Genomic DNA, 18,713 nt, shown 5'->3' with positions numbered 1-18,713 from the left:
TTACCCTTGCCCCCTGCGGGGCGGGGGATTACCCCTTTTGCAACCCAAGCGGAGCCAAACCATGCCAGAAGCCCTTGATGCATTGACCAAGTCCCTTTTGCAGGCGGCCACCGATGCCGGTGCGGATGCGGCCGATGCAATGGCGATCACGGCAAGCTCTGTCTCGATCGAGGTGCGCGGCGGGGCGCTGGAACAGGCGGAGCGCTCCGAAGGGACGGACATCGGTCTGCGGGTTTTCGTCGGGCACCGCTCGGCCAATGTTTCGGCCTCTGACACATCGTCGCGCACGATTGAGGAAATGGCCGAACGCGCTGTTGCCATGGCTCGCGAAGCACCCGAAGACCCCTATTCGGGGTTGGCTGATCCGGATCAACTCTCTGCCCGCCGCGATGCCGAAGGGCTGGAGCTTTGCGATCCAACGCCCGAACCCTCCCCCGAAACCCTGCAAGAGGACGCCGCCCGCGCCGAAGCCGCCGCGCTGGCCGTCAAGGGGGTCAGCCAAGTGCAATCGGCGGGCGCAGGCTATGGCGCGCAAGAGATTTACCTCGCCGCGACAAACGGGTTCGAGGGCGGCTATGCCCGCAGTGAACGCGGGCTGTCCTGCGTCGCCATTGCAGGCAGCGGCACGGGGATGGAGCGGGATTACGACGGCGACAGCCGCATCTTTCAGGCCGACCTGCGCGACGCGCAAGAGATCGGCACCCGCGCGGGCGAACGCGCGCTGGCGCGGCTGGGTGCCCGCAAGCCCCCCACCGGCAGCTATCCGGTGCTGTTTGACGAACGCATTGCAGCGTCGCTGATCGGGCATCTGCTGGGCGCGATCAACGGTCAGGCGATTTCGCGCGGGGCTTCTTTCTTGCGCGATGCGATGGGCGAACAGGTGCTGCCCGAAGGCCTATCGCTGATCGAAGACCCGACCCGCATCCGCGCCACCGGCTCACGCCCCTTTGACGCCGAAGGGCTGCCGACCCAACAGCGTGCCGTCGTCGACAAGGGCATTCTGCAAGGTTGGACGCTCGACTTGGCGACGGCCCGTAAGCTGGCGCTTGCCCCCACCGGCAACGCCGCGCGCGGTCCAAGCTCCGGCCCACAGCCGTCGAACTGGAACATTGCGCTGACCCAAGGGGAGGCCAGCCGCGACGATCTGATTGCTGAGATGGGCACGGGGCTTTTGGTGACCTCCATGATCGGCAGCACGATCAACCCCAACACGGGCGACTATTCGCGCGGCGCCTCTGGCCTCTGGGTCGAGAATGGCGAGATCACACATGCGATCAACGAATGCACCATCGCGGGCAATCTGCGCGACATGCTGCGGGCGATGATCCCCGCCAATGATGCACGCACCCATCTGAGCCGCGTTGTGCCCTCGCTGCTGGTGCCGGGAATGACCCTTGCCGGTGCCTGAGGAGGACCTCGCCCTTTTAATCGACGCCGCCCGCAAGGCCGGTGCCGTGGCGCGCGGCTTTGTCGGGGCCACGGCGAAACGCTGGGACAAGCCCGACAACGCAGGCCCGGTGACCGAGGCCGATCTGGCGGTAAACGATCTGCTGCTGTCGGAGTTGCGCGACGCCCGGCCCGACTATGGCTGGCTGTCCGAGGAGACGGAGGACAACACCGACCGGCTGGGGCATGAACGGGTCTTTATCATCGACCCGATCGACGGCACCCGCAGTTTCGTCGAAGGCTCCGACACATGGGCGCATTCGCTGGCGGTGGCCGAGGCGGGTGAGGTCACGGCGGCGGTGGTCTACCTGCCGATGCGCGACATGCTCTATGCCGCCAGCCGGGGCGGTGGGGCCACGCAGAACGGCACGCCGATCCGTACCTCCGAGGTGGGCGATCTGGCCGGGGCGACTGTACTTGCCGCCCGCCCCGCGCTGGTGGCAGAACGCTGGCACGGCGGCGCACCGCCTGTGTTCAAACGCAGCTACCGTCCCTCGCTCGCATACCGAATGGCGCTGGTGGCCGATGCGTCGTTTGACGCGATGATCACCCTGCGCCGCACGTGGGAATGGGACATCGCCGCAGGCACGTTGATCGTAGCCGAGGCGGGCGGTACTTGTACAACCGCCACCGGCGCGCCGCTCAGGTTCAACAACCCCGACCCGCGCGTGGATGGCATCGTCGCGGGTGGCCCCTCGGTGCAGCGCGCCCTGATCGACGCCCTTGCGTGACCGGCCCCATCTGCTAGGCACTAGGCGCAGCACCGCAGCTTTGACAGATCAAAGGACAGCTCCATGACCCAACGCCTGCACCTTGTTTTCGGTGGCGAACTTGTCGATCCGACCAAGAACGCGTTCAAGAATGTCGACGACATCCATATCGTCGGGATCTTCCCCAACTACGCCAGCGCCTATGACGCATGGAAATCCGAAGCGCACCGGACCGTGGATAACGCGCATATGCGCTATTACATCGCCCATCTGCACCGCCTGCGCGACGAAGAGACCTCGGCCTCGCCCACCGAAGAGCTGGAATAAACCACCATGGCGGCGCGGTCGCTGGGGCTTGCAGCCTATCGCGCCCTCGTGCGCCGCGGCGGGGCCGAAGACGCGCCGCCCTATGCCCTCCGCCCCAAAGGGGAGCTGGTCTGGATGCATGCCGCCGAGGCGGGCAACGTGCTGGCCGTGCTTGACCTTGCCAAACGGTTCATGGCGATGCGCGACCGGGTCGCGGTGCTGGTCACCCTTTCGGAAAGCGCGGCTGCGCAAGACCTGCCAATCTGCGACACGCGTGATCTGTTCATCTTCCCCGCCCCCGGCGAACACCCCGACAATGTCGCGCGGTTCCTTGACCACTGGCGGCCCGATTTCTGCCTGTGGACATGGGGCGGGCTGAGGCCCAACCTCGTGTTGGAAACCGCAGAGCGCGGCTGCCCCATGATGATGATCGACGCCGACAGCGCCGGCTTCGATGGCCGACGGGACCGCTGGCTGCCCGATGTGACGCGGCAGTTGCTGGGGGCTTTCGAACAGGTGCTGGCCCGCTCCCCCGCAGTGCTGCGCCGTCTCGTGCAACTGGGCCTGCCGCGCAGCAACGGAGAGGTGACTTCGCCGCTGCTGACGGGCGGCCAAGCGCTGCGCTGCGCGGATTCGGATCTGGCGGATATGTCGGCCTGCCTTGTCGGACGTCCGGTCTGGTATGCCACGCAAATCCTCCCCGAAGAGATACCCGTCGTGCTGACCGCTCACCGCCAAGCGCTGCGCCTGTCGCATCGCTTGCTGCTGATCCTGCACACCCATGACTACCCGACCGCCGATATTGCCTATGAACGCGCCCGCGCGCGTGGGTTCACCGCGATGCGGTGGGGGGATGACCCCTACCCTGACGAGACGACGCAGGTCATGGTGGCGGACGATCCGGGCGATCGGGGGCTGTTCTTTCGGGTGGCTCCGGTGTCCTTCCTCGGGTCTTCGCTGGTCTCGGGCCACGGCGGCTGCGATCCCTTCGAGGCGGCGGCGCTTGGCTCGGCGGTGCTCTATGGCCCCAAGGTAAGGAACTTCCTGCCCTCTTACGGGCGGCTCGCCACGGCGGGGGCGGCGCGGATCGTCAACGACGCGGGCGCCCTTGGCAACGCGGTGTCGCGGTTGATCGCGCCGGATCAGGCCGCCACCATGGCCCATGCGGGCTGGGACGTGATCAGCGAAGGGGCCGAACTGGCCGATAGGGTGATTGAAATGGTGCAGGACCGGCTCGACGAACAGGCGGGAGCATCCCATGCGCGCGCCTGATTTCTGGCACCTGCCCCGACCCGATTGGCGCGCGCGGCTATTGCAACCGCTAGGCGCGCTCTATGCCACGGCCACCGCGCGGCGGCTGGCCAGCGGCACGCCGCTGCGCTTGGGCATCCCGGTGATCTGCGTCGGCAATATCAACGCGGGCGGCACCGGCAAGACGCCGACGGTGATGGCGGTGCTGCAATATCTGCTGGAGCGCGGCCATCGTCCGCATGTCGTCTCACGCGGCTATGGCGGCACGCTGGAGGGGCCGGTGCGGGTTGACCCCGTACAGCACAGCGCGAATGAGGTCGGGGACGAGCCGCTGCTGCTCGCCGCCTTTGCCGATGTCTGGGTCGCCCGGGATCGCGCAGTGGGGGCGCAGGCCGCCGAAGCGGCGGGGGCCACGGTGGTGGTGCTGGATGACGGTTTTCAGAACCCCGCGCTGGTGCAGGATCTGAGCATCGTGGTAGTGGACGCGGTCAAAGGTTTCGGCAACGGCCTGTGCCTGCCTGCCGGGCCGTTGCGTGAACCTGTCGCGGCGGGGCTGGCGCGGGCTGACTTACTGTTGTCGATTGGGGCTGACGCAGCGCAGGCAGCTTTTGCAGCAAGGCTGCCAAAGACCGATCTCCCCCACGCGCGCGCCGAACTCGCCCCACTGCAAACCGGAATGGATTGGTCGGATTCCCAAGTGCTCGCCTTTGCAGGCATCGGCCACCCTGAGAAGTTTTTCGCCACGCTGCGCGGGCTGGGGGCCACGATCCTGCACGCCGAGGCGCTGGAGGATCACCAGCCACTGACGCCACGACTGATGCTGCGGCTAGAGACCGAGGCCGCGATGCGCGGCGCCCAGCTTGTCACGACCGAGAAAGACGCCGTGCGCCTGCCGATGGAGTTCCGCGCCAAGGTGCTGACCCTGCCGGTGCGCCTGTCCCTGCCCGAAGGCAATGCGCTGCATACAGCGCTGGACAGGCTGCCACCGCCTTAGGCCTTATTGTCTTCGCCCAATTTCGGCGCGGGCCGGTGCAGCGAAAGCTCGGCCCCTGAAAAGGTAAAAGGCGACCGCAGCCCCGGCACACCGTCGAGTTCGATCTGCATGCCCCGCGCCACGACCTGCGGATCGGCCATGACATCGGCCATGTCGTTGATCGGCCCGGCGGGCACGCCATGCGCTTCGCACGCCGCCAAAAGATCATCGCGGCTGCGCAGACGGGTCGCCCCGGTCAAGCGGCGGATCATCTCGGGCCGGTTTGCGACACGGTCGGCGTTCTTGAGGTATTCCGGCGCGGTGGCCATGTCATCGAGGCCCAGCAACTGACACAGGCGCTGATATTGCCCGTCATTGCCCGTGGCGATGATGAGATGGCCGTCGGAACACTCAAACACCTCATAGGGCGTCAGATTGGGATGCGCGTTGCCCATCCGCGTCGGCGCCTTGCCGGTGGTGAGATAGTTCATCGCCTGATTGCCGGTGATCGCCACGGCGCAGTCAAGCAGTGCCATGTCGATATGCTGGCCGACGCCGGTTTGGTGACGCTGATGCACGGCGGCCAAAATTGCGGTGCTGGCATAGACCCCGGTAAAGATATCGGTGATCGCCATGCCGGATTTCTGCGGCTGGCCGTCGGGCTCCCCGGTGATCGACATCAGGCCGGACATGCCTTGGATGATGAAATCATAGCCCGCGCGATGGGCGTAGGGACCGGTGTGGCCGAACCCCGTGATCGAACAATAGATCAGTTTCGGGAACTGGGCAGAGAGGCTGGCATAGTCCAACCCGTATTTCGCCAATCCCCCGGTCTTGAAATTTTCGATCAGGATATCCGCATCGGCCAAAAGCTCTTTGACCTGCGCCTGACCTTCCTCAGTGCGGAAATCCACGGTGACCGAGGCTTTGCCCCGGTTGGTCGAGTGGAAATAGGAGGCGGTGACATCCTCGTCCCGGGTAACAAAGGGCGGCCCCCATTGGCGGGTGTCATCCCCCGCCGGGCTTTCCACTTTGATCACCTCGCATCCGAGGTCCGACAGTGTCTGACCGGCCCAAGGGCCAGCCAGAACACGCGCCAATTCGACGACTTTCAGTCCTGCAAGCGGTGCGGTCATTAGCCAGCCAGCGCTTCGTCGAGGATTTCCTTCATGTCGCCATAGGACATGTTGGAGTGTTTTTTGCCGTCGATGACAAAGCTCGGTGTGCTTGAAATGTCATCCTCTTTGGAGTTCTCGGTGTACCATGCCACCAGCGCCTCGGCTTTTTCACCGTCTTTCAGGCATTCGTCCAACGTCTCGTTATCTAGGCCAGCCAGACGGCCAATCTTGCGCAGCTCGTCGACGATGGCGGCAGGTTCGCCCGCGCGGGTCCATTCGCTTTGCGATTTGTAGATCAAGTCGGCGATGCCAAAGAACTTCTCCTGACCGCCGCAGCGCGCCACCATGGAGGCCCAGAGACCGTAGCGGTCGAAATAGACTTCGCGGTAGATGAACTTGACCTTGCCGCTGTCGATGTAATCGGCCTTCAGCTTTTTGAAGGTATCGTTGTGGAAGGTCGCACAGTGCGGGCAGGTGAAGGAGGCGTATTCGATCATCGTCACCGGCGCGTTTTCATCGCCCATGACCATCTCGGTGATGCCTGAGGTATCCACATCGCCCTCAGTCGTTTGCGCGTTCGCGGCCCCAACGAAAGGTGTCAGCGCGGTGCTGCCAAGGGGGGGGGAGCCGAAGCTGCTTGCGGCAAACCAGCCACCGACGCCGAGTGTGGCGAGACCGCCAAGGATTACGTTTCTGCGATTCATGAGATGTTCCTTTGTCTGTTACGTCAGCTTTAGGTTGGTCAGCTTTGGTTCTTGTTCAATATGTTCTCGCCCAGACGTGCAAGGGCTGCGCGCAGCCCTTCGTCGGCCACGGGCTGAGCGGCTTCGGCTGCTTTGCGTTGCAATGCAGGGCTCGGAGCGGTCTTTTCGCCCTTGGGTTTATGATCAAACGCCACTTGCCCTTCGGCAAAGCCTGTCGCCGCTGTCTGGGTGATCCGCACCCGCGCGATGGCGTTATAGCCATAGACCGCGTTGACCCGCGCGCGCAGTTGTTCCTTTTGCATCTCCAGCATGGGCGCATTGGCCCCGGTGGTCAGCAAGGTCAGCGTGGCACCGATGCCTTCTTTCCGGCCATAGCTGACCTCAACCGGGCGCGAGATGGCGGCGGTTGCTTCGCCCACGATCTCGGTCCAATGGGTCAACAGACGCGATTGCGCAAAGCCACGGGTCTCGCTCGCCTTGCGAATCTGCTGCGAGAGCAGGCTGTCGGTGCGTTTGAACCCTTTTGTAGTCGTACGACGTGGCGGCATGGCTTTGTTTCCCGAATGTGCTGACATACATAACCATTTGCCCCAGCGTCACCAGCCCCTGCCCCCTCGAAAGGCCTAAACATTGCGTGAGAAGACACCCGTCAGCAAGCTGCCGCCGATCCTGCTGGAATGGTACGACACCCACGCCCGCGCCCTGCCGTGGCGGGTGCCGCCGCACGACCGGATGGCAGGTGTCACGCCCGATCCCTACCGCATCTGGCTGAGCGAGGTCATGTTGCAGCAGACCACCGTGGCCACGGTAAAGGACTATTTCACGCGGTTCACCGCCCGCTGGCCGGATGTCGCCGCCCTTGCCGCCGCCGAGGATGCTGATGTGATGGCCGAATGGGCGGGCCTTGGCTATTACGCCCGCGCCCGCAACCTGCTGAAATGTGCCCGCGTGGTGGTGGATGAGCATGAAGGCAATTTTCCGGCGGATCACGACGCGCTGCTGAAACTGCCGGGGATCGGGCCTTATACGGCGGCGGCGATTTCTTCCATCGCGTTCGATCTGCCCCACGCGGTGCTTGATGGCAATGTCGAGCGGGTGATGGCGCGGGTCTATGACATCCACACGCCCCTGCCCGCTGCGAAGCCCGAGCTGATGGCGCGGGCCGTCGCGCTGACCCCGCAGGACCGGCCCGGAGACTATGCCCAAGCCGTGATGGACCTCGGTGCCACGATCTGCACACCAAAATCCCCCGCCTGCGGCATCTGCCCGTGGCGCGAGCCCTGCGTGGCCCGTGCAGAAGGCACAGCAGCGCTCTTGCCTAAGAAGACCCCGAAAAAGCCGAAACCCATCCGGCACGGCACCGTTTATCTGGCGCAACGCGAGGATGGCGCGTGGTTGTTGGAGACACGGCCCGATAAGGGGCTGCTCGGCGGCATGCTTGGCTGGCCCGGCTCCGACTGGGTAGACGCATCCGAGCCGCGCCCCGCAGGGACGCCGCCCTTGGCCGCCGATTGGCGCGCCCTGCCCGGCGAGGTGCGCCACACCTTCACCCATTTCCATCTGATGTTGACGGTGCAGCACGCGCGGGTCGGCCATGATGCCGCGCCGCAAAACGGTGAATTTATCGGCCAGAACCAGTTCCGCCCCAGCGACCTTCCCACCGTCATGCGCAAAGCCTTCGACCTCGCGCGATAGCGCCGCGTCAGGCTTTGAGCCTCGGGCAAACTGCGGTATATCTGGCGCGCAACTATGAGGTGCCCCATGTCCAACCGCATCATCGCCGCCCAAGACCTCGCCCGTCTGTCGCGCGCACTGCCTTTCTGGATGTCCCTGCTGCTGATCCCTCTGGCGTGGTGCTGTGCAACGCAGGGCGGCTGGACCATCGCGCTGCTGCCGTTGGTGACATGGTATCTCTTTTCCCTGCTCGACGCGGTGCTGGGGCTGAACCTCGACAACGCTGATCTGGAAGCGACCGAGAACGATCTCTATTGGTATCGCCTCGTCACTCTGATCTGGACGCCACTGCAATTCCTGACCGTCTTTGGCCTGATCTATTACGCCACGCGTGCCGCGCATCTAGGCACGGCAGAGCGGATCTTTCTGTTCTTTGGCGTGGGCGTCATCACCGGTACCATCGGCATCAACTACAGCCATGAGCTAATGCACCAACGCAACAAGACCGAACGGCGGCTGGCGGATATCCTGCTGGCCATGGTGCTCTATTCGCACTTCCGGTCGGAACATCTGCTGGTGCATCACCGCCATGTCGGCACCCCGCGCGACACGGTGACGGCGCGCTATAATGAAGGGTTCCACCGCTTCTATCCCCGTGTGCTGCGCGAGTCGCTGACCTCGGCCTTTCATGCGGAAAAGAACATGCTGGCGCGCAAGGGGCTGCCTTGGACCGATCCGGGCAATCCGTTCCTTAAATACTGGGCGCTGCAAGCCGCCTTCCTGCTGCTGGCGCTGATCTTGGGCGGTTGGAGCGGGCTCGGTCTGTTCCTTGTTCAAGCCGGTGTGGCGATCTGGCAATTGGAACTGGTCAATTACATCGAACACTACGGGCTGACGCGCAAACATCTGGGCGGGGCCAAATACGAACACGTCCAGCCGCGCCATTCATGGAACGCGGCGCATAAGGCCAGCAACTGGCTGCTGATCAACCTGCAACGCCATTCCGATCACCACTACAAACCCGACCGGCGCTTCCCGGTCTTGCAGACCTATGGCACGGGCGACGCGCCGCAGTTGCCCTATGGCTATCCGGTAATGACAATGGCCGCGATGGTGCCCCCGCTGTGGCGGGGCATCATGAACCCCCGCGTGCGCAAATGGCGCGAGATGTACTACCCCGAGATCACCGACTGGAAAGCCTACAACAAGGCCAGCAATCCCCTGCCCCGGCTCTGAGCGCGGCAACGCAAAGTTAAACTTTGCCTGTCACATAGGCTGCGATTGTTACCAGTGGAGTGGTATTGATGCGGCAACAGCAAGCGCCCTCGGGGGCGGTGTATGATGGCACCTGTCTGATCGTCGAAGACAGTGAGTTTGACAGAGAGAGGCTGCGCCGCATTCTGGGCCGCGCCTATGGCGGGATGCGGGTGGAGTTCGCCTCCAGCATCGAAGCCGCGCGCAAGGCGCTAAGCGGGGGGACAAGGCGCTGATCCTGCTCGACAACAACCTGCCTGATGGGTTGGGCGCGAATTTCGCGTTGGAGCTGGCCTGTGACGACCGCCATGCCCAAACGCCGGTGATTATGGTCAGCGATTGGCCCTCCCCCGGCATGTGGGAAAAAGCCGCCTCTGCCGGGGTGCTCTACGTGGTGAATAAATCCGATTTCGATGCCCGCTATATTGACGCCGTGCTGCGTGAGTTTCAGGCCCGCAAACGGTGGGTCAATTAGGCCGGTCCAACAAAAAAACCCCGCCATGGGGCGGGGTCAAGGTAGGCACCCGTGTGGCTGCCCCTCACGCAGAGAGGCCACGGGTGCCGGCGGTGTTCGAATGTCTGTGGGTGGATCAGTTGGCCATTTCGGCTCTGATCTGCTGACGCAGAATGTCGATGGGGACATTCTTGCCGTCTTTCTTGTAGCACCAGTAGGTCCAGCCGTTGCAGCTTGGCGCTTTCTCATAGGCCGCGCCCACCTGATGGATCGACCCTTTGACATCGCTGCCAATGAGGGTGCCATCGGCACGGACCTTGGCCTTGTGACGGCCATTCATGGAATAGAGGTTCTCGCCCGGGCGCAGCATGCCACGCTCGACCAACTGACCGAAAGGCACGCGCGGCTCGGCACGTTTGGAGGTGGTGGTTTGGAGCGCTTCATTGTCGAACTTGCGCACCATCGAGATGCGTTTCTCGGCCACCTTGCGGTAAGCTTCCTCGCGTTCGATGCCGATGAAATCGCGGCCCAGCATCTTGGCGACAGCGCCGGTGGTGCCGGTGCCGAAGAACGGATCGAGAATCACATCGCCGGGGTTGGTCGAACCAACGAGGATACGGTGCAGCAGGCTTTCGGGCTTTTGCGTCGGATGCGCCTTGTCGCCTGCTTCGTCCTTTAGACGCTCATGGCCGGTGCATATCGGCAGCACCCAATCGCTGCGCATCTGGATGCCTTCGTTCAGCGCCTTCAGCGCTTCGTAGTTAAAGGTGTATTTGCTGTTCTCGCTCTTGCCTGCCCAGATCATCGTCTCATGGGCATTGGTAAAGCGCTTGCCCCGGAAGTTCGGCATCGGGTTGGACTTACGCCAAACCACATCATTGAGGATCCAGAAACCTTGGTCCTGCAACGCCGCACCGACGCGGAAGATGTTGTGATAGCTGCCGATCACCCAGATCGCGCCATCGGGTTTCAGCAAACGCCGCGCGGCTTTGAGCCATGCACGGGTAAAATCATCATAGGCTTTGAAGCTGGCGAATTGGTCCCATTCGTCATCAACTGCATCGACCTTGGAGTTGTCCGGGCGATGCAAATCACCCCGCAACTGCAAGTTGTAGGGCGGATCCGCGAAGATCAGATCCACCGACTCTGCTGGAAGGGCGTTCATTGCCTCAATGCAATCGCCCGCAACAATAGTGTTCAAGGGAAGCGCCGCAGCGCTCTTTGTCATCGTTTTCATATCTCTGCCTCATTACCCGGCGCTTAAGCGCTCATTGGTTGTGGATAAAATGGGCCATCAACGATTCGTGGTCAATTTCTTTTTTGAATCAATCGGTTAACAAATTGGCTTGATACAAGATATTGTGTACCGGCTTGAACAAACGTCTATGGTGTGGGGTCACACCAAGATCCCGGAGGGCAGCCATGTGGCTTTTCGATCCGTAGCCCATATTGGTTTCCCAGCCATAGCCGGGATGCTGTTGCGCTAAATCCACCATGAGGTTATCGCGCACGGTTTTGGCAACGATAGAGGCGGCTGAGATCGACAGACAGCGGGCATCACCCTTCACCACAGGTTGCGCCGGAAGGCTCAGATCGCGCGGAAGCATATTACCGTCGATCAGCGCGTAGTCCGCCACGCAGGCCAATCCGGCCAGCGCTCGGGTCATGGCCAGATGGCTGGCACGCAAGATGTTGTGTTCTTCGATCTCTTCGACGGTGGCATGGGCCACGCAAACGACGGCCACCGACATGATCTCTTCATACAGCCGTTCTCGGGCGCGGGCTGTCAGCTTTTTAGAATCGTTCAGCCCCTCGGGGATCTGCCCTTCGGTAAAGACCACGGCGGCGGCGGTGACCGGCCCGGCAAGCGGGCCACGGCCCACTTCGTCCACCCCGGCAATGGTGCGAAAGCCGCGGGCAGCCGCGCCGCGTTCAAATTCAAAGTCTGGTATCATAGGGCGAGGTGAAACCGCATGCGCCGAAAAGGTGCAACAAAAAAAGAGAAAGGGGAGGCGCCCGAACACCCCCCCTTTCAAAACCCGAGCGACAGGGACGTGCCGCTCGGTCAAGGCACGCCGGTGTTACCGACGGGCCAAGCTGTAACCCGAGTCGCGCAGGCAGCGGGCATCATAGCCGTAGCGTGCGCCGTCCGCCGTCTTCACGCGCTTGGCGCAATAGTTGGGCAGACGGTCGACTTGGGCGTAATTCTTTTCAAGGCAGGGTTCGCCAAACATCATCACCTTGCCGTCTTCGCCATTAAAGCTGCGGAAGCACTGCTGCGGTAGCAGCTTGCGATCCACCCGCTCAGGCATGGGGCGCACTTCGCGCTTGGGCGATGTCCGGGCAGTGTGACGCGGCTGCGGGCGCCGATCAACATAGGGGCGCAAACGGGGCCGCTCGGAAACCGTGGGGTAATAGCGTGGCGCTTCATAAACCGGGGCGGCACGACGGCGGGTCACGGTCTCGCGCTCTTCGCGGTCTTTCTTATTGTCGTAGATCATTTTGCCCACGATCGCGACGCCCGCAATCGCGGCGAGGGTGCGCAGCACTTCCTTTTCATCGGCAGCGGCGTCGCGGGCACCGAAAGCGGTGATGGCAACCGACAGAGCAGCGATGGTAGCAATGAACTTGCGGTACATGGGTCTGGTCCCTTCTTGTTATCGGCGCGGTGTCCTGCGCCCTTTGTCGTCTGCGGCCAACGCTCGGGGGCCGTGTCTGAGTTTTCGTGTCTGTTGATGCCAGCAAATTGGGGAGAGGGCCAAAGACAGGCAATAACAGGGGGTCGTTATCGAATAACATGCGGCCGAAAACACCTTAGTTATTGAATATCAGCGGGCAAACGCGCATTAAAAACGTATGAAAAACGCATGTTTCACCCTGATGACCGCGCTGGCGGTCACTGTGGCCCTGCCCGCGATGGCAGCGGCTGGCTGCTATGCCGATTATAAGGCCAAGCAAGACAATCCGCTGCGCCTCCATTATGGGGTAGCGCAGATTAATGATGCCTGCGATGCCGCCGGTGCCAAGGCCGAACTCACGCCACGACTTGCGGCGGAGGGCTGGACATTGTTGAATATCCTCTCCGTATTCGGCGACGAAGGTCTGGATCAAAGGAAAGACAGTGCAGGAACATTCTACCTCCGCTTCTGACATGCGCAGATTTGGCGGGCGTTTCGTAGGCGGTGGCATTGCCGCCGTCGTGCTGGTGTTGCTGGCCGGGGCGGCGTTGCTGCTTTGGGCGCTGCCCGATGCCAATGCCTTTAACGCGCGGGTTGAGCGGATTTTTATCGAAAATGACGATCTGACCACCCAAGCCGAGATCAAGCTGCTCGAAATCCTCGCCCAGTCCGGCACCGCATTTTCCGAGACATTGGCCAGCTATCGCATTGTGATCGTGGTCTTGCTGGTCTTTGCCAGCGCCATGCTGATCGCGGCGATGGTGTTTCTGATCATGCTCGTCGGCTTCAACCGCCGTATGGCGCAGATCGAGCGGACGGGCATTCAGGTGAACTCATTGCTCATCAGCCGCGAAGAAAACACCGTTTACCTTAATAACCTCGGCTTCAAACTGACCGCAGCGGCGATGGAGACGATGTCGGTCCTTGCCGAAGCACGGATGGATGACGACGTATTGTCAGGCTCTGAGATCGAAGGCATGATATCGGGCCGCAACGCCGCCGACTGTGATGAGGCCGCCGGGGCCACGCGGATCAAGCGATTGCGCGACACCTTGGGCAATCAATTGGTGTCGGAACTGTTGGTCAAGAACATCGCCCGGCGCGGCTATATGCTGGCGATCAACAAGGACGTGATCAAGGTCCTTTAACCTCGGCAAAGCACCGCCCCACCCTGCCCGCGCGCGGCTGGCCCTAGCCAATGCCCCGCAGGCACGTTAAATGGCGTCAAATTTAATTGGACAGACTGGAGTAATCAGATGGGTTATCGCGTCGCCGTCGTCGGTGCCACAGGCAATGTGGGCCGTGAAATGTTGAACATCCTCGCGGAGCGTCAGTTCCCCGTGGACGAGATCGTGGCTCTGGCCAGCCGCCGCTCGCTGGGTTCGGAAATCAGCTTTGGGGACAAGACCCTCAAGACCAAAGACCTCGATACTTTCGACTTCACTGGCTGGGACATGGCGCTTTTTGCCGTGGGTTCCGAAGCAACCAAGAAATACGCCCCTGCCGCTGCCAAAGCGGGCTGCGTGGTGATCGATAACTCGTCGCTTTACCGCTATGACCAAGACGTGCCGTTGATCGTGCCCGAGGTGAACCCGCAGGACGTGCACGGCTATTCCAAGAAAAACATCATTGCCAACCCCAACTGCTCGACCGCGCAGATGGTTGTGGCGCTGAAGCCGCTGCACGACCGCGCCAAAATCAAGCGCGTCGTCGTATCGACCTACCAGTCGGTTTCCGGCGCGGGCAAGGAAGGCATTGATGAGCTTTGGGATCAGACCAAGAGCATCTACAACCCGACCGATGACAAGCCCGCCAGCAAGTTCACCAAGCAGATCGCATTCAACGTGATTCCGCATATCGACGTCTTCCTCGAAGACGGCTCGACCAAGGAAGAATGGAAGATGGTCGCCGAGACCAAAAAGATCGTCGACCCGTCGATCAAAGTCACCGCGACCTGCGTGCGTGTGCCGGTATTCGTGGGCCATGCGGAATCGATCAACATCGAATTCGAAGACCACCTCGACGAAGCCGAAGCCCGCGACATCCTGCGCGAAGCGCCGGGTCTCATGGTGATCGACAAGCGCGAAGACGGCGGCTACGTCACGCCGGTGGAATGCGTGGGTGACTTCGCCACCTTCATCAGCCGCATCCGTCAGGACAGTACCATCGACAACGGCATCAACCTGTGGTGCGTCAGCGACAACCTGCGCAAGGGTGCCGCCCTGAACGCCGTACAGATCGCCGAACTGCTGGGCCGCGAAGTACTGAAAAAAGGCTGAGGTTCAGCCCCAGTCTAGGAATAAGAAAGGGGGCCAAACGGCCCCCTTTTTCGTCTCTGCCTCATGCATCTGCGATGGGCTTAAACCGGCTCGAATGTCTGCGCCTTGGCGTCGTAATATTCCAAGCTGCCCTCGCCGATGTCGGTCCACAGGCCGTGCAGGCTCAGCGTGCCATCTTCGACCTTTTCCTTGATCCAAGGAAAGGTCATCAGGTTCTCAAGAGAGGTCAGCACCGCCTGACGCTCCAGCAAAAGCTGCTGCTCCGCCGCGTCTTCGACCTTTTCCACCGTCTCGTATTTCGGGCGCAGCAGGTCCATCCAGCGGCCCACGAAACTGTCTTGGTTCTCAAGCTCGGGCGCGTTGCCTTTGCACATCTGGATACACCCCGCGACGCCACCGCAGCTGGAATGGCCCAGCACAATCAGATGCGCGACCTTCAGCGCGTTGACGGCATATTCCACCGCCGCCGAGGTCCCGTGCTGTTTGCCATCCGGCTCATAGGGCGGCACAAGGTTAGCGATGTTGCGGTGAATGAAGAACTCGCCTTGATCGGCGCCAAAGATCGAGGTCACATGCACGCGGCTGTCGCAGCAGGAGATCACCATCGCGCGCGGGCGCTGCCCCTCAGCGGCCAATCGGCGATACCATGTCTGGTTCTCGGCATAGCCGGTCGCCTTCCACCCTTGATAGCGTTGCAACAGATACGACGGCAGAGCCTTGGCCTTGTCCATGTGTAAACGTCCCTTAATGCATGAAGCGGTTTCAGCGCAGATAGCGCAAATCCGATACGAATTCGAGAGAAAAGACTCCACCATCCCAACCCTTTGCACACCATCTTGCGTGATGTTGCGACATGGCCGTGGGGGCTGATTGAAGGATGACAACGATGCAACTTGTGCAAATACGCCCGACGGAACAGATCCGTGTCGATCAAGACTGTCTTGGGCTGCTTTATTCCCAACTTGGTGAGGTGGGGGCCGAAGATGTCGTCTGTCGCGCGTCGGAGGAATTGGCTTTGCGGATGTCCCATTGCAAAAGTCTGCACCAGACCCAAGACCGCGCCGGGCTGCGCAAAAGCGTGCATCGTCTGATCGCCATTGCCGAGCAGATTGGCATGGCATTGGTCTCGCAGGTGGCGGCCGATGTTATAGCCTGTATTGATGCCAAGGATGACATCGCCACCGCCGCCACGCTGTCGCGCTTGATCCGCAGCGGGGAACGGTCGCTGACTGCGATCTGGGACTTGCCAGACCTCACGATCTGATCGCTTGCGGGTGGCGATGGAAAGAGTAGGCTGCGCGCAGTTCCAGATTTGCAAAGGTTTGTCATGTCCGCCGAATTCGCCACCCCCTCCGCCAATGCCCTGCCGCTTCATGTCTTGAGCGAAGCCGCGCTTGAAGGCTGGCTTGCCGATCAGCCCGGCGCTGTGCAGGCATGGGTGAAAGCCGGCGGTTTTTCGGGCGGCCTTGGTCAGGCGCTTGTCGTGCCGGGGGAGGAAGGCACTCCCGCGCTGGCATTGGTGGGCTACGGCACCGAAGCCGCGCGCCGGCGGGGCCGCTTTCACCTTGCTGCCGCTGCGGCAAAGCTGCCTGCGGGGGACTACCGAATTGAAAGCGGTCTGCCGGAGGACCAAGCGGCGAATGAAGCGCTCGGCTGGCTGCTGGCAGGCTACCGCTTTGACCGCTACCGCGACCAGACGCCACTGGCGGCCCGGCTTGTCGCGCCCGAAGGGATCGACGCCGCGCAGATCACCGCACTTGCCACGGGCGAGATGCTGACCCGCGACCTGATCAACACCCCCGCCTCTGACATGGGCCCGCCCGATCTCGAAGCCGCCGCGCGCAAATTGGCCGAGCAGCATGGCGCGAAGATCGAAGTCACAACCGGCGATACGTTGCTAGAGAACAACCTGCCGATGATCCACACCGTTGGCCGCGCCGCCGACCGCGCGCCGCGTTTGATCGACATGGCATGGGGCGACACGGGGCCAAAGCTGACGCTGGTGGGCAAAGGCGTCTGTTTCGACACCGGCGGGCTGAACCTGAAACCCGGTGCGTCCATGGCGCTGATGAAAAAGGACATGGGGGGCGCCGCTGCCGTGTTGGGGCTGGCGCATATGATCATGGCCACCGGCATGGCAGTGCAACTGCGCGTGCTGATCCCGGCGGTGGAAAATTCGGTCTCCGGCAATGCCTTCCGCCCCGGCGACATCCTGACCTCGCGCAAGGGGCTGACGGTAGAGATCAACAACACCGACGCCGAAGGGCGTCTGGTGCTGGCCGATGCGCTGGCGCTGGCGGATGAGGACAAACCCGATCAGATCATCTCGATGGCGACGCTCACGGGGGCTGCGCGGGTGGCCGTAGGGCCGGACCTTGCGCCCTATTACAGCGACGATGCCGCTTTCGTCTCAGCCTTGGAAAGCGCCGCTCGGGGCTCTGCCGATCCGGTCTGGCGGATGCCTTTCCATGACGCTTACGAGGCGCTGATTGAGCCCGGCATCGCCGACCTCGACAACGCGCCCAAGGGCGGGTTCGCCGGGTCGATCACCGCAGCGCTTTTCCTGCGCCGTTTCGTGACCGAGAGCAAATATGCCCATTTTGACATCTACGGCTGGCAGCCTGCCGACGCCCCCGCCCGCCCGAAAGGCGGCACCGGGCAAGGCACCCGCGCGATCTATGCCGCCCTGCCCGCGTTGCTAAAACAATGAGCGACCCGCGCCTTACCCCGGACCCGGCGCTGGCGACCCAGAACCGCCCTGCGCAGGTGGCGGTGCCGGTGGCAGACCTCTGCCGCCGTCCCGACGGGCCGCGCGATCGGCAGGTGTTGTTCGGCGAACAGGTGACCGTCCTGCATGAGGCGTCGGGCTGGGCCTATGTACAGGCCGAGAAGGATGGCTATTGCGGCTATGTCCTGCAAAGCACCCTTGGCACACCGCGCAAGGCCACCCACCGCGTCCGCGTGCCTGCCACCCATGCCTATCGCGACGCCGATCTGAAATCGCCGGACCTGCTGAGCCTCAGCTACGGTGCGCGCGTCACGGTCACGGCAGAGACCAAGGATTTCGCCGAAACCCCGCAGGGGCATATCCCGCAGGGCCATCTTGCCCCCATCGACAGCCATGAGGAAGACCCCGCGCAGATCGCGGCGCTGTTCCTCGGCACGCCCTATCTTTGGGGCGGCAACAGCCGCTGGGGGATTGATTGTTCCGGCCTCGTGCAGGCGGCGTTGCTGGCCTGCGGCATGCCCTGCCCCGGTGACAGCGATCAGCAGGAAAAGACCGTGGGCGCCCCCGTCAGCGGCGCCTATCAGCGCAATGATCTGCTGTTCTGGAAAGGCCATGTAGCGTTGGTGGTGGATGGCGAAACGATGATCCACGCCAATGCCCATGCGATGGCCGTGAGCTATGAAAACATCGCCGACGCGATCGCCCGGATCGAAGCGGGCGGGGACGGCCCGGTGACGGCACATCGCCGCCCCGGCGTTTAGTCCACCGCGCGGATCAGCTTACGCTCTAACACACGCAGCACGGCCTTAAGGTCATGGCCCCGGCGCAGCACCTGCCCGCCGGTACCCACCACCGCATACATGCCCTGCCGATTGCGCAGCTTGGGCCGCTTTTCGATCCGGTACAGCGGTATCTCCGCCGTGCGCCGAAAGACTGAAAAGACCGCCACTTCTTTAAGGTGGGAAATCCCATAATCGCGCCACTCTCCGGCGGCGACCATCCGGCCATAAAGCGATAGGATCAGCGACAGTTCCGTGCGGTGGAATGCGACCTGTTCGGCGGGGCGCTCGAAAGCCGTGATCGGCGATGGGGGCTCTATGCTCATGGCTTTACAGTTGACCCTGATGGGGGCCAAATC

23 protein-coding genes are annotated in these 18,713 nt (G+C 62.5%); 15 read left to right on the top strand and 8 right to left on the bottom strand.

Annotated elements, in window-relative coordinates:
* The first annotated feature begins 61 nt into the window (after positions 1–61).
* The 5 genes from BM229_RS11970 to lpxK all read left to right on the top strand — a co-directional run bounded on the left by BM229_RS11970 (position 62) and on the right by lpxK (position 4,707).
* Entirely contained in the window at positions 62–1,408 is a 1,347-nt protein-coding gene (locus BM229_RS11970; protein WP_093927850.1) for a TldD/PmbA family protein, read from the top strand.
* Positions 1,401–2,177, top strand: coding sequence for a 3'(2'),5'-bisphosphate nucleotidase CysQ (locus tag BM229_RS11965; protein ID WP_093927849.1), 777 nt, complete (start codon positions 1,401–1,403; stop codon positions 2,175–2,177). Before BM229_RS11970 ends, BM229_RS11965 begins: the two co-directional genes overlap by 8 nt.
* Positions 2,178–2,240: 63 nt before the next feature.
* Positions 2,241–2,483: a DUF4170 domain-containing protein gene (locus BM229_RS11960; protein WP_067262181.1), complete on the top strand. Its 243-nt coding sequence runs from the start codon at positions 2,241–2,243 to the stop codon at positions 2,481–2,483.
* Positions 2,484–2,489: 6 nt separating this feature from the next.
* Positions 2,490–3,734 (top strand): 3-deoxy-D-manno-octulosonic acid transferase, encoded by a 1,245-nt coding sequence (locus BM229_RS11955; RefSeq protein WP_093927848.1) that lies wholly within the window; start codon positions 2,490–2,492, stop codon positions 3,732–3,734.
* Positions 3,721–4,707, top strand: a complete 987-nt coding sequence (gene lpxK / locus BM229_RS11950; RefSeq protein WP_093927847.1) for a tetraacyldisaccharide 4'-kinase — start codon at positions 3,721–3,723, stop codon at positions 4,705–4,707. The genes BM229_RS11955 and lpxK overlap by 14 nt, the downstream gene beginning before the upstream one ends.
* On the opposite strand, the gene BM229_RS11945 is transcribed toward lpxK, so the two are convergent.
* The 3 genes from BM229_RS11945 to BM229_RS11935 are packed head-to-tail and all read right to left on the bottom strand — an operon-like array spanning position 4,704 to position 7,056.
* On the bottom strand, positions 4,704–5,822 hold the full coding sequence (locus tag BM229_RS11945) for a CaiB/BaiF CoA transferase family protein (RefSeq protein ID WP_067624451.1): 1,119 nt from the start codon (positions 5,820–5,822) through the stop codon (positions 4,704–4,706). The two genes, lpxK and BM229_RS11945, sit on opposite strands and share 4 nt — an antisense overlap.
* Positions 5,822–6,508, bottom strand: a complete 687-nt coding sequence (locus BM229_RS11940; protein ID WP_093927846.1) for a DsbA family protein — start codon at positions 6,506–6,508, stop codon at positions 5,822–5,824. Before BM229_RS11940 ends, BM229_RS11945 begins: the two co-directional genes overlap by 1 nt.
* A gap of 38 nt (positions 6,509–6,546) precedes the next feature.
* Positions 6,547–7,056 (bottom strand): DUF721 domain-containing protein, encoded by a 510-nt coding sequence (locus tag BM229_RS11935; RefSeq protein WP_093927980.1) that lies wholly within the window; start codon positions 7,054–7,056, stop codon positions 6,547–6,549.
* Between the two features lie 82 nt (positions 7,057–7,138).
* Between BM229_RS11935 and mutY the strand changes: the two genes are divergently transcribed.
* The 4 genes from mutY to BM229_RS11920 all read left to right on the top strand — a co-directional run bounded on the left by mutY (position 7,139) and on the right by BM229_RS11920 (position 9,911).
* Positions 7,139–8,203 carry an A/G-specific adenine glycosylase gene (mutY, locus tag BM229_RS11930; RefSeq protein ID WP_093927845.1) on the top strand — a complete coding sequence of 355 codons (1,065 nt, stop codon included), beginning with the start codon at positions 7,139–7,141 and terminating at the stop codon, positions 8,201–8,203.
* Positions 8,204–8,269: 66 nt separating this feature from the next.
* Entirely contained in the window at positions 8,270–9,418 is a 1,149-nt protein-coding gene (locus tag BM229_RS11925) for an alkane 1-monooxygenase (protein ID WP_244152164.1), read from the top strand.
* A 68-nt stretch (positions 9,419–9,486) separates the two neighbouring features.
* Entirely contained in the window at positions 9,487–9,672 is a 186-nt protein-coding gene (locus BM229_RS18370; protein ID WP_244152163.1) for a response regulator, read from the top strand.
* A gap of 29 nt (positions 9,673–9,701) precedes the next feature.
* Positions 9,702–9,911: an ANTAR domain-containing protein gene (locus tag BM229_RS11920; RefSeq protein ID WP_244152162.1), complete on the top strand. Its 210-nt coding sequence runs from the start codon at positions 9,702–9,704 to the stop codon at positions 9,909–9,911.
* 115 nt (positions 9,912–10,026) lie between these two features.
* Here the strand turns inward: BM229_RS11920 and BM229_RS11915 are convergent, their stop codons facing one another.
* The 3 genes from BM229_RS11915 to BM229_RS11905 form a co-directional block, all read right to left on the bottom strand.
* Positions 10,027–11,127 (bottom strand): site-specific DNA-methyltransferase, encoded by a 1,101-nt coding sequence (locus BM229_RS11915; protein WP_093927843.1) that lies wholly within the window; start codon positions 11,125–11,127, stop codon positions 10,027–10,029.
* 88 nt (positions 11,128–11,215) lie between these two features.
* Positions 11,216–11,845: a ribonuclease HII gene (locus BM229_RS11910; protein ID WP_093927979.1), complete on the bottom strand. Its 630-nt coding sequence runs from the start codon at positions 11,843–11,845 to the stop codon at positions 11,216–11,218.
* A 126-nt stretch (positions 11,846–11,971) separates the two neighbouring features.
* Positions 11,972–12,529: a hypothetical protein gene (locus BM229_RS11905; protein WP_093927842.1), complete on the bottom strand. Its 558-nt coding sequence runs from the start codon at positions 12,527–12,529 to the stop codon at positions 11,972–11,974.
* Positions 12,530–12,746: 217 nt separating this feature from the next.
* On the opposite strand from BM229_RS11905, the gene BM229_RS11900 reads away from it, so the two are divergent.
* From BM229_RS11900 to BM229_RS11890, 3 genes are all read left to right on the top strand, one after another.
* Positions 12,747–13,040: a hypothetical protein gene (locus tag BM229_RS11900; protein ID WP_093927841.1), complete on the top strand. Its 294-nt coding sequence runs from the start codon at positions 12,747–12,749 to the stop codon at positions 13,038–13,040.
* A gap of 1 nt (position 13,041) precedes the next feature.
* Entirely contained in the window at positions 13,042–13,716 is a 675-nt protein-coding gene (locus tag BM229_RS11895) for a winged helix-turn-helix domain-containing protein (protein WP_093927840.1), read from the top strand.
* 108 nt (positions 13,717–13,824) lie between these two features.
* Positions 13,825–14,847 (top strand): aspartate-semialdehyde dehydrogenase, encoded by a 1,023-nt coding sequence (locus BM229_RS11890; protein WP_067623574.1) that lies wholly within the window; start codon positions 13,825–13,827, stop codon positions 14,845–14,847.
* An 80-nt stretch (positions 14,848–14,927) separates the two neighbouring features.
* Here BM229_RS11890 and BM229_RS11885 read toward each other — a convergent pair whose 3' ends face one another.
* Positions 14,928–15,578 carry a carbonic anhydrase gene (locus BM229_RS11885; RefSeq protein ID WP_093927839.1) on the bottom strand — a complete coding sequence of 217 codons (651 nt, stop codon included), beginning with the start codon at positions 15,576–15,578 and terminating at the stop codon, positions 14,928–14,930.
* 155 nt (positions 15,579–15,733) lie between these two features.
* Here BM229_RS11885 and BM229_RS11880 point away from each other — a divergent pair, with 155 nt between their 5' ends.
* The 3 genes from BM229_RS11880 (at position 15,734) to BM229_RS11870 (ending at position 18,336) form a co-directional block, all read left to right on the top strand.
* On the top strand, positions 15,734–16,111 hold the full coding sequence (locus BM229_RS11880) for a hypothetical protein (RefSeq protein WP_093927838.1): 378 nt from the start codon (positions 15,734–15,736) through the stop codon (positions 16,109–16,111).
* A 63-nt stretch (positions 16,112–16,174) separates the two neighbouring features.
* Positions 16,175–17,557, top strand: coding sequence for a leucyl aminopeptidase family protein (locus BM229_RS11875; protein ID WP_093927837.1), 1,383 nt, complete (start codon positions 16,175–16,177; stop codon positions 17,555–17,557).
* Entirely contained in the window at positions 17,554–18,336 is a 783-nt protein-coding gene (locus BM229_RS11870) for a C40 family peptidase (RefSeq protein WP_093927836.1), read from the top strand. The genes BM229_RS11875 and BM229_RS11870 overlap by 4 nt, the downstream gene beginning before the upstream one ends.
* Here the strand turns inward: BM229_RS11870 and BM229_RS11865 are convergent.
* The gene (locus tag BM229_RS11865; RefSeq protein WP_093927835.1) at positions 18,333–18,680 is read right to left on the bottom strand and encodes a DUF2794 domain-containing protein; all 348 of its coding nucleotides are present in this window, start codon (positions 18,678–18,680) and stop codon (positions 18,333–18,335) included. The genes BM229_RS11870 and BM229_RS11865 overlap by 4 nt on opposite strands.
* Between the last annotated feature and the right edge of the window lie 33 nt (positions 18,681–18,713).

The sequence above is a fragment of the Sulfitobacter dubius genome (assembly GCF_900113435.1).
Classification (GTDB): Bacteria; Pseudomonadota; Alphaproteobacteria; order Rhodobacterales; family Rhodobacteraceae; genus Sulfitobacter; species Sulfitobacter dubius.
Note: the sequence above shows the minus strand (reverse complement) of the source record. Positions and strands in the feature narration are given on the sequence as shown.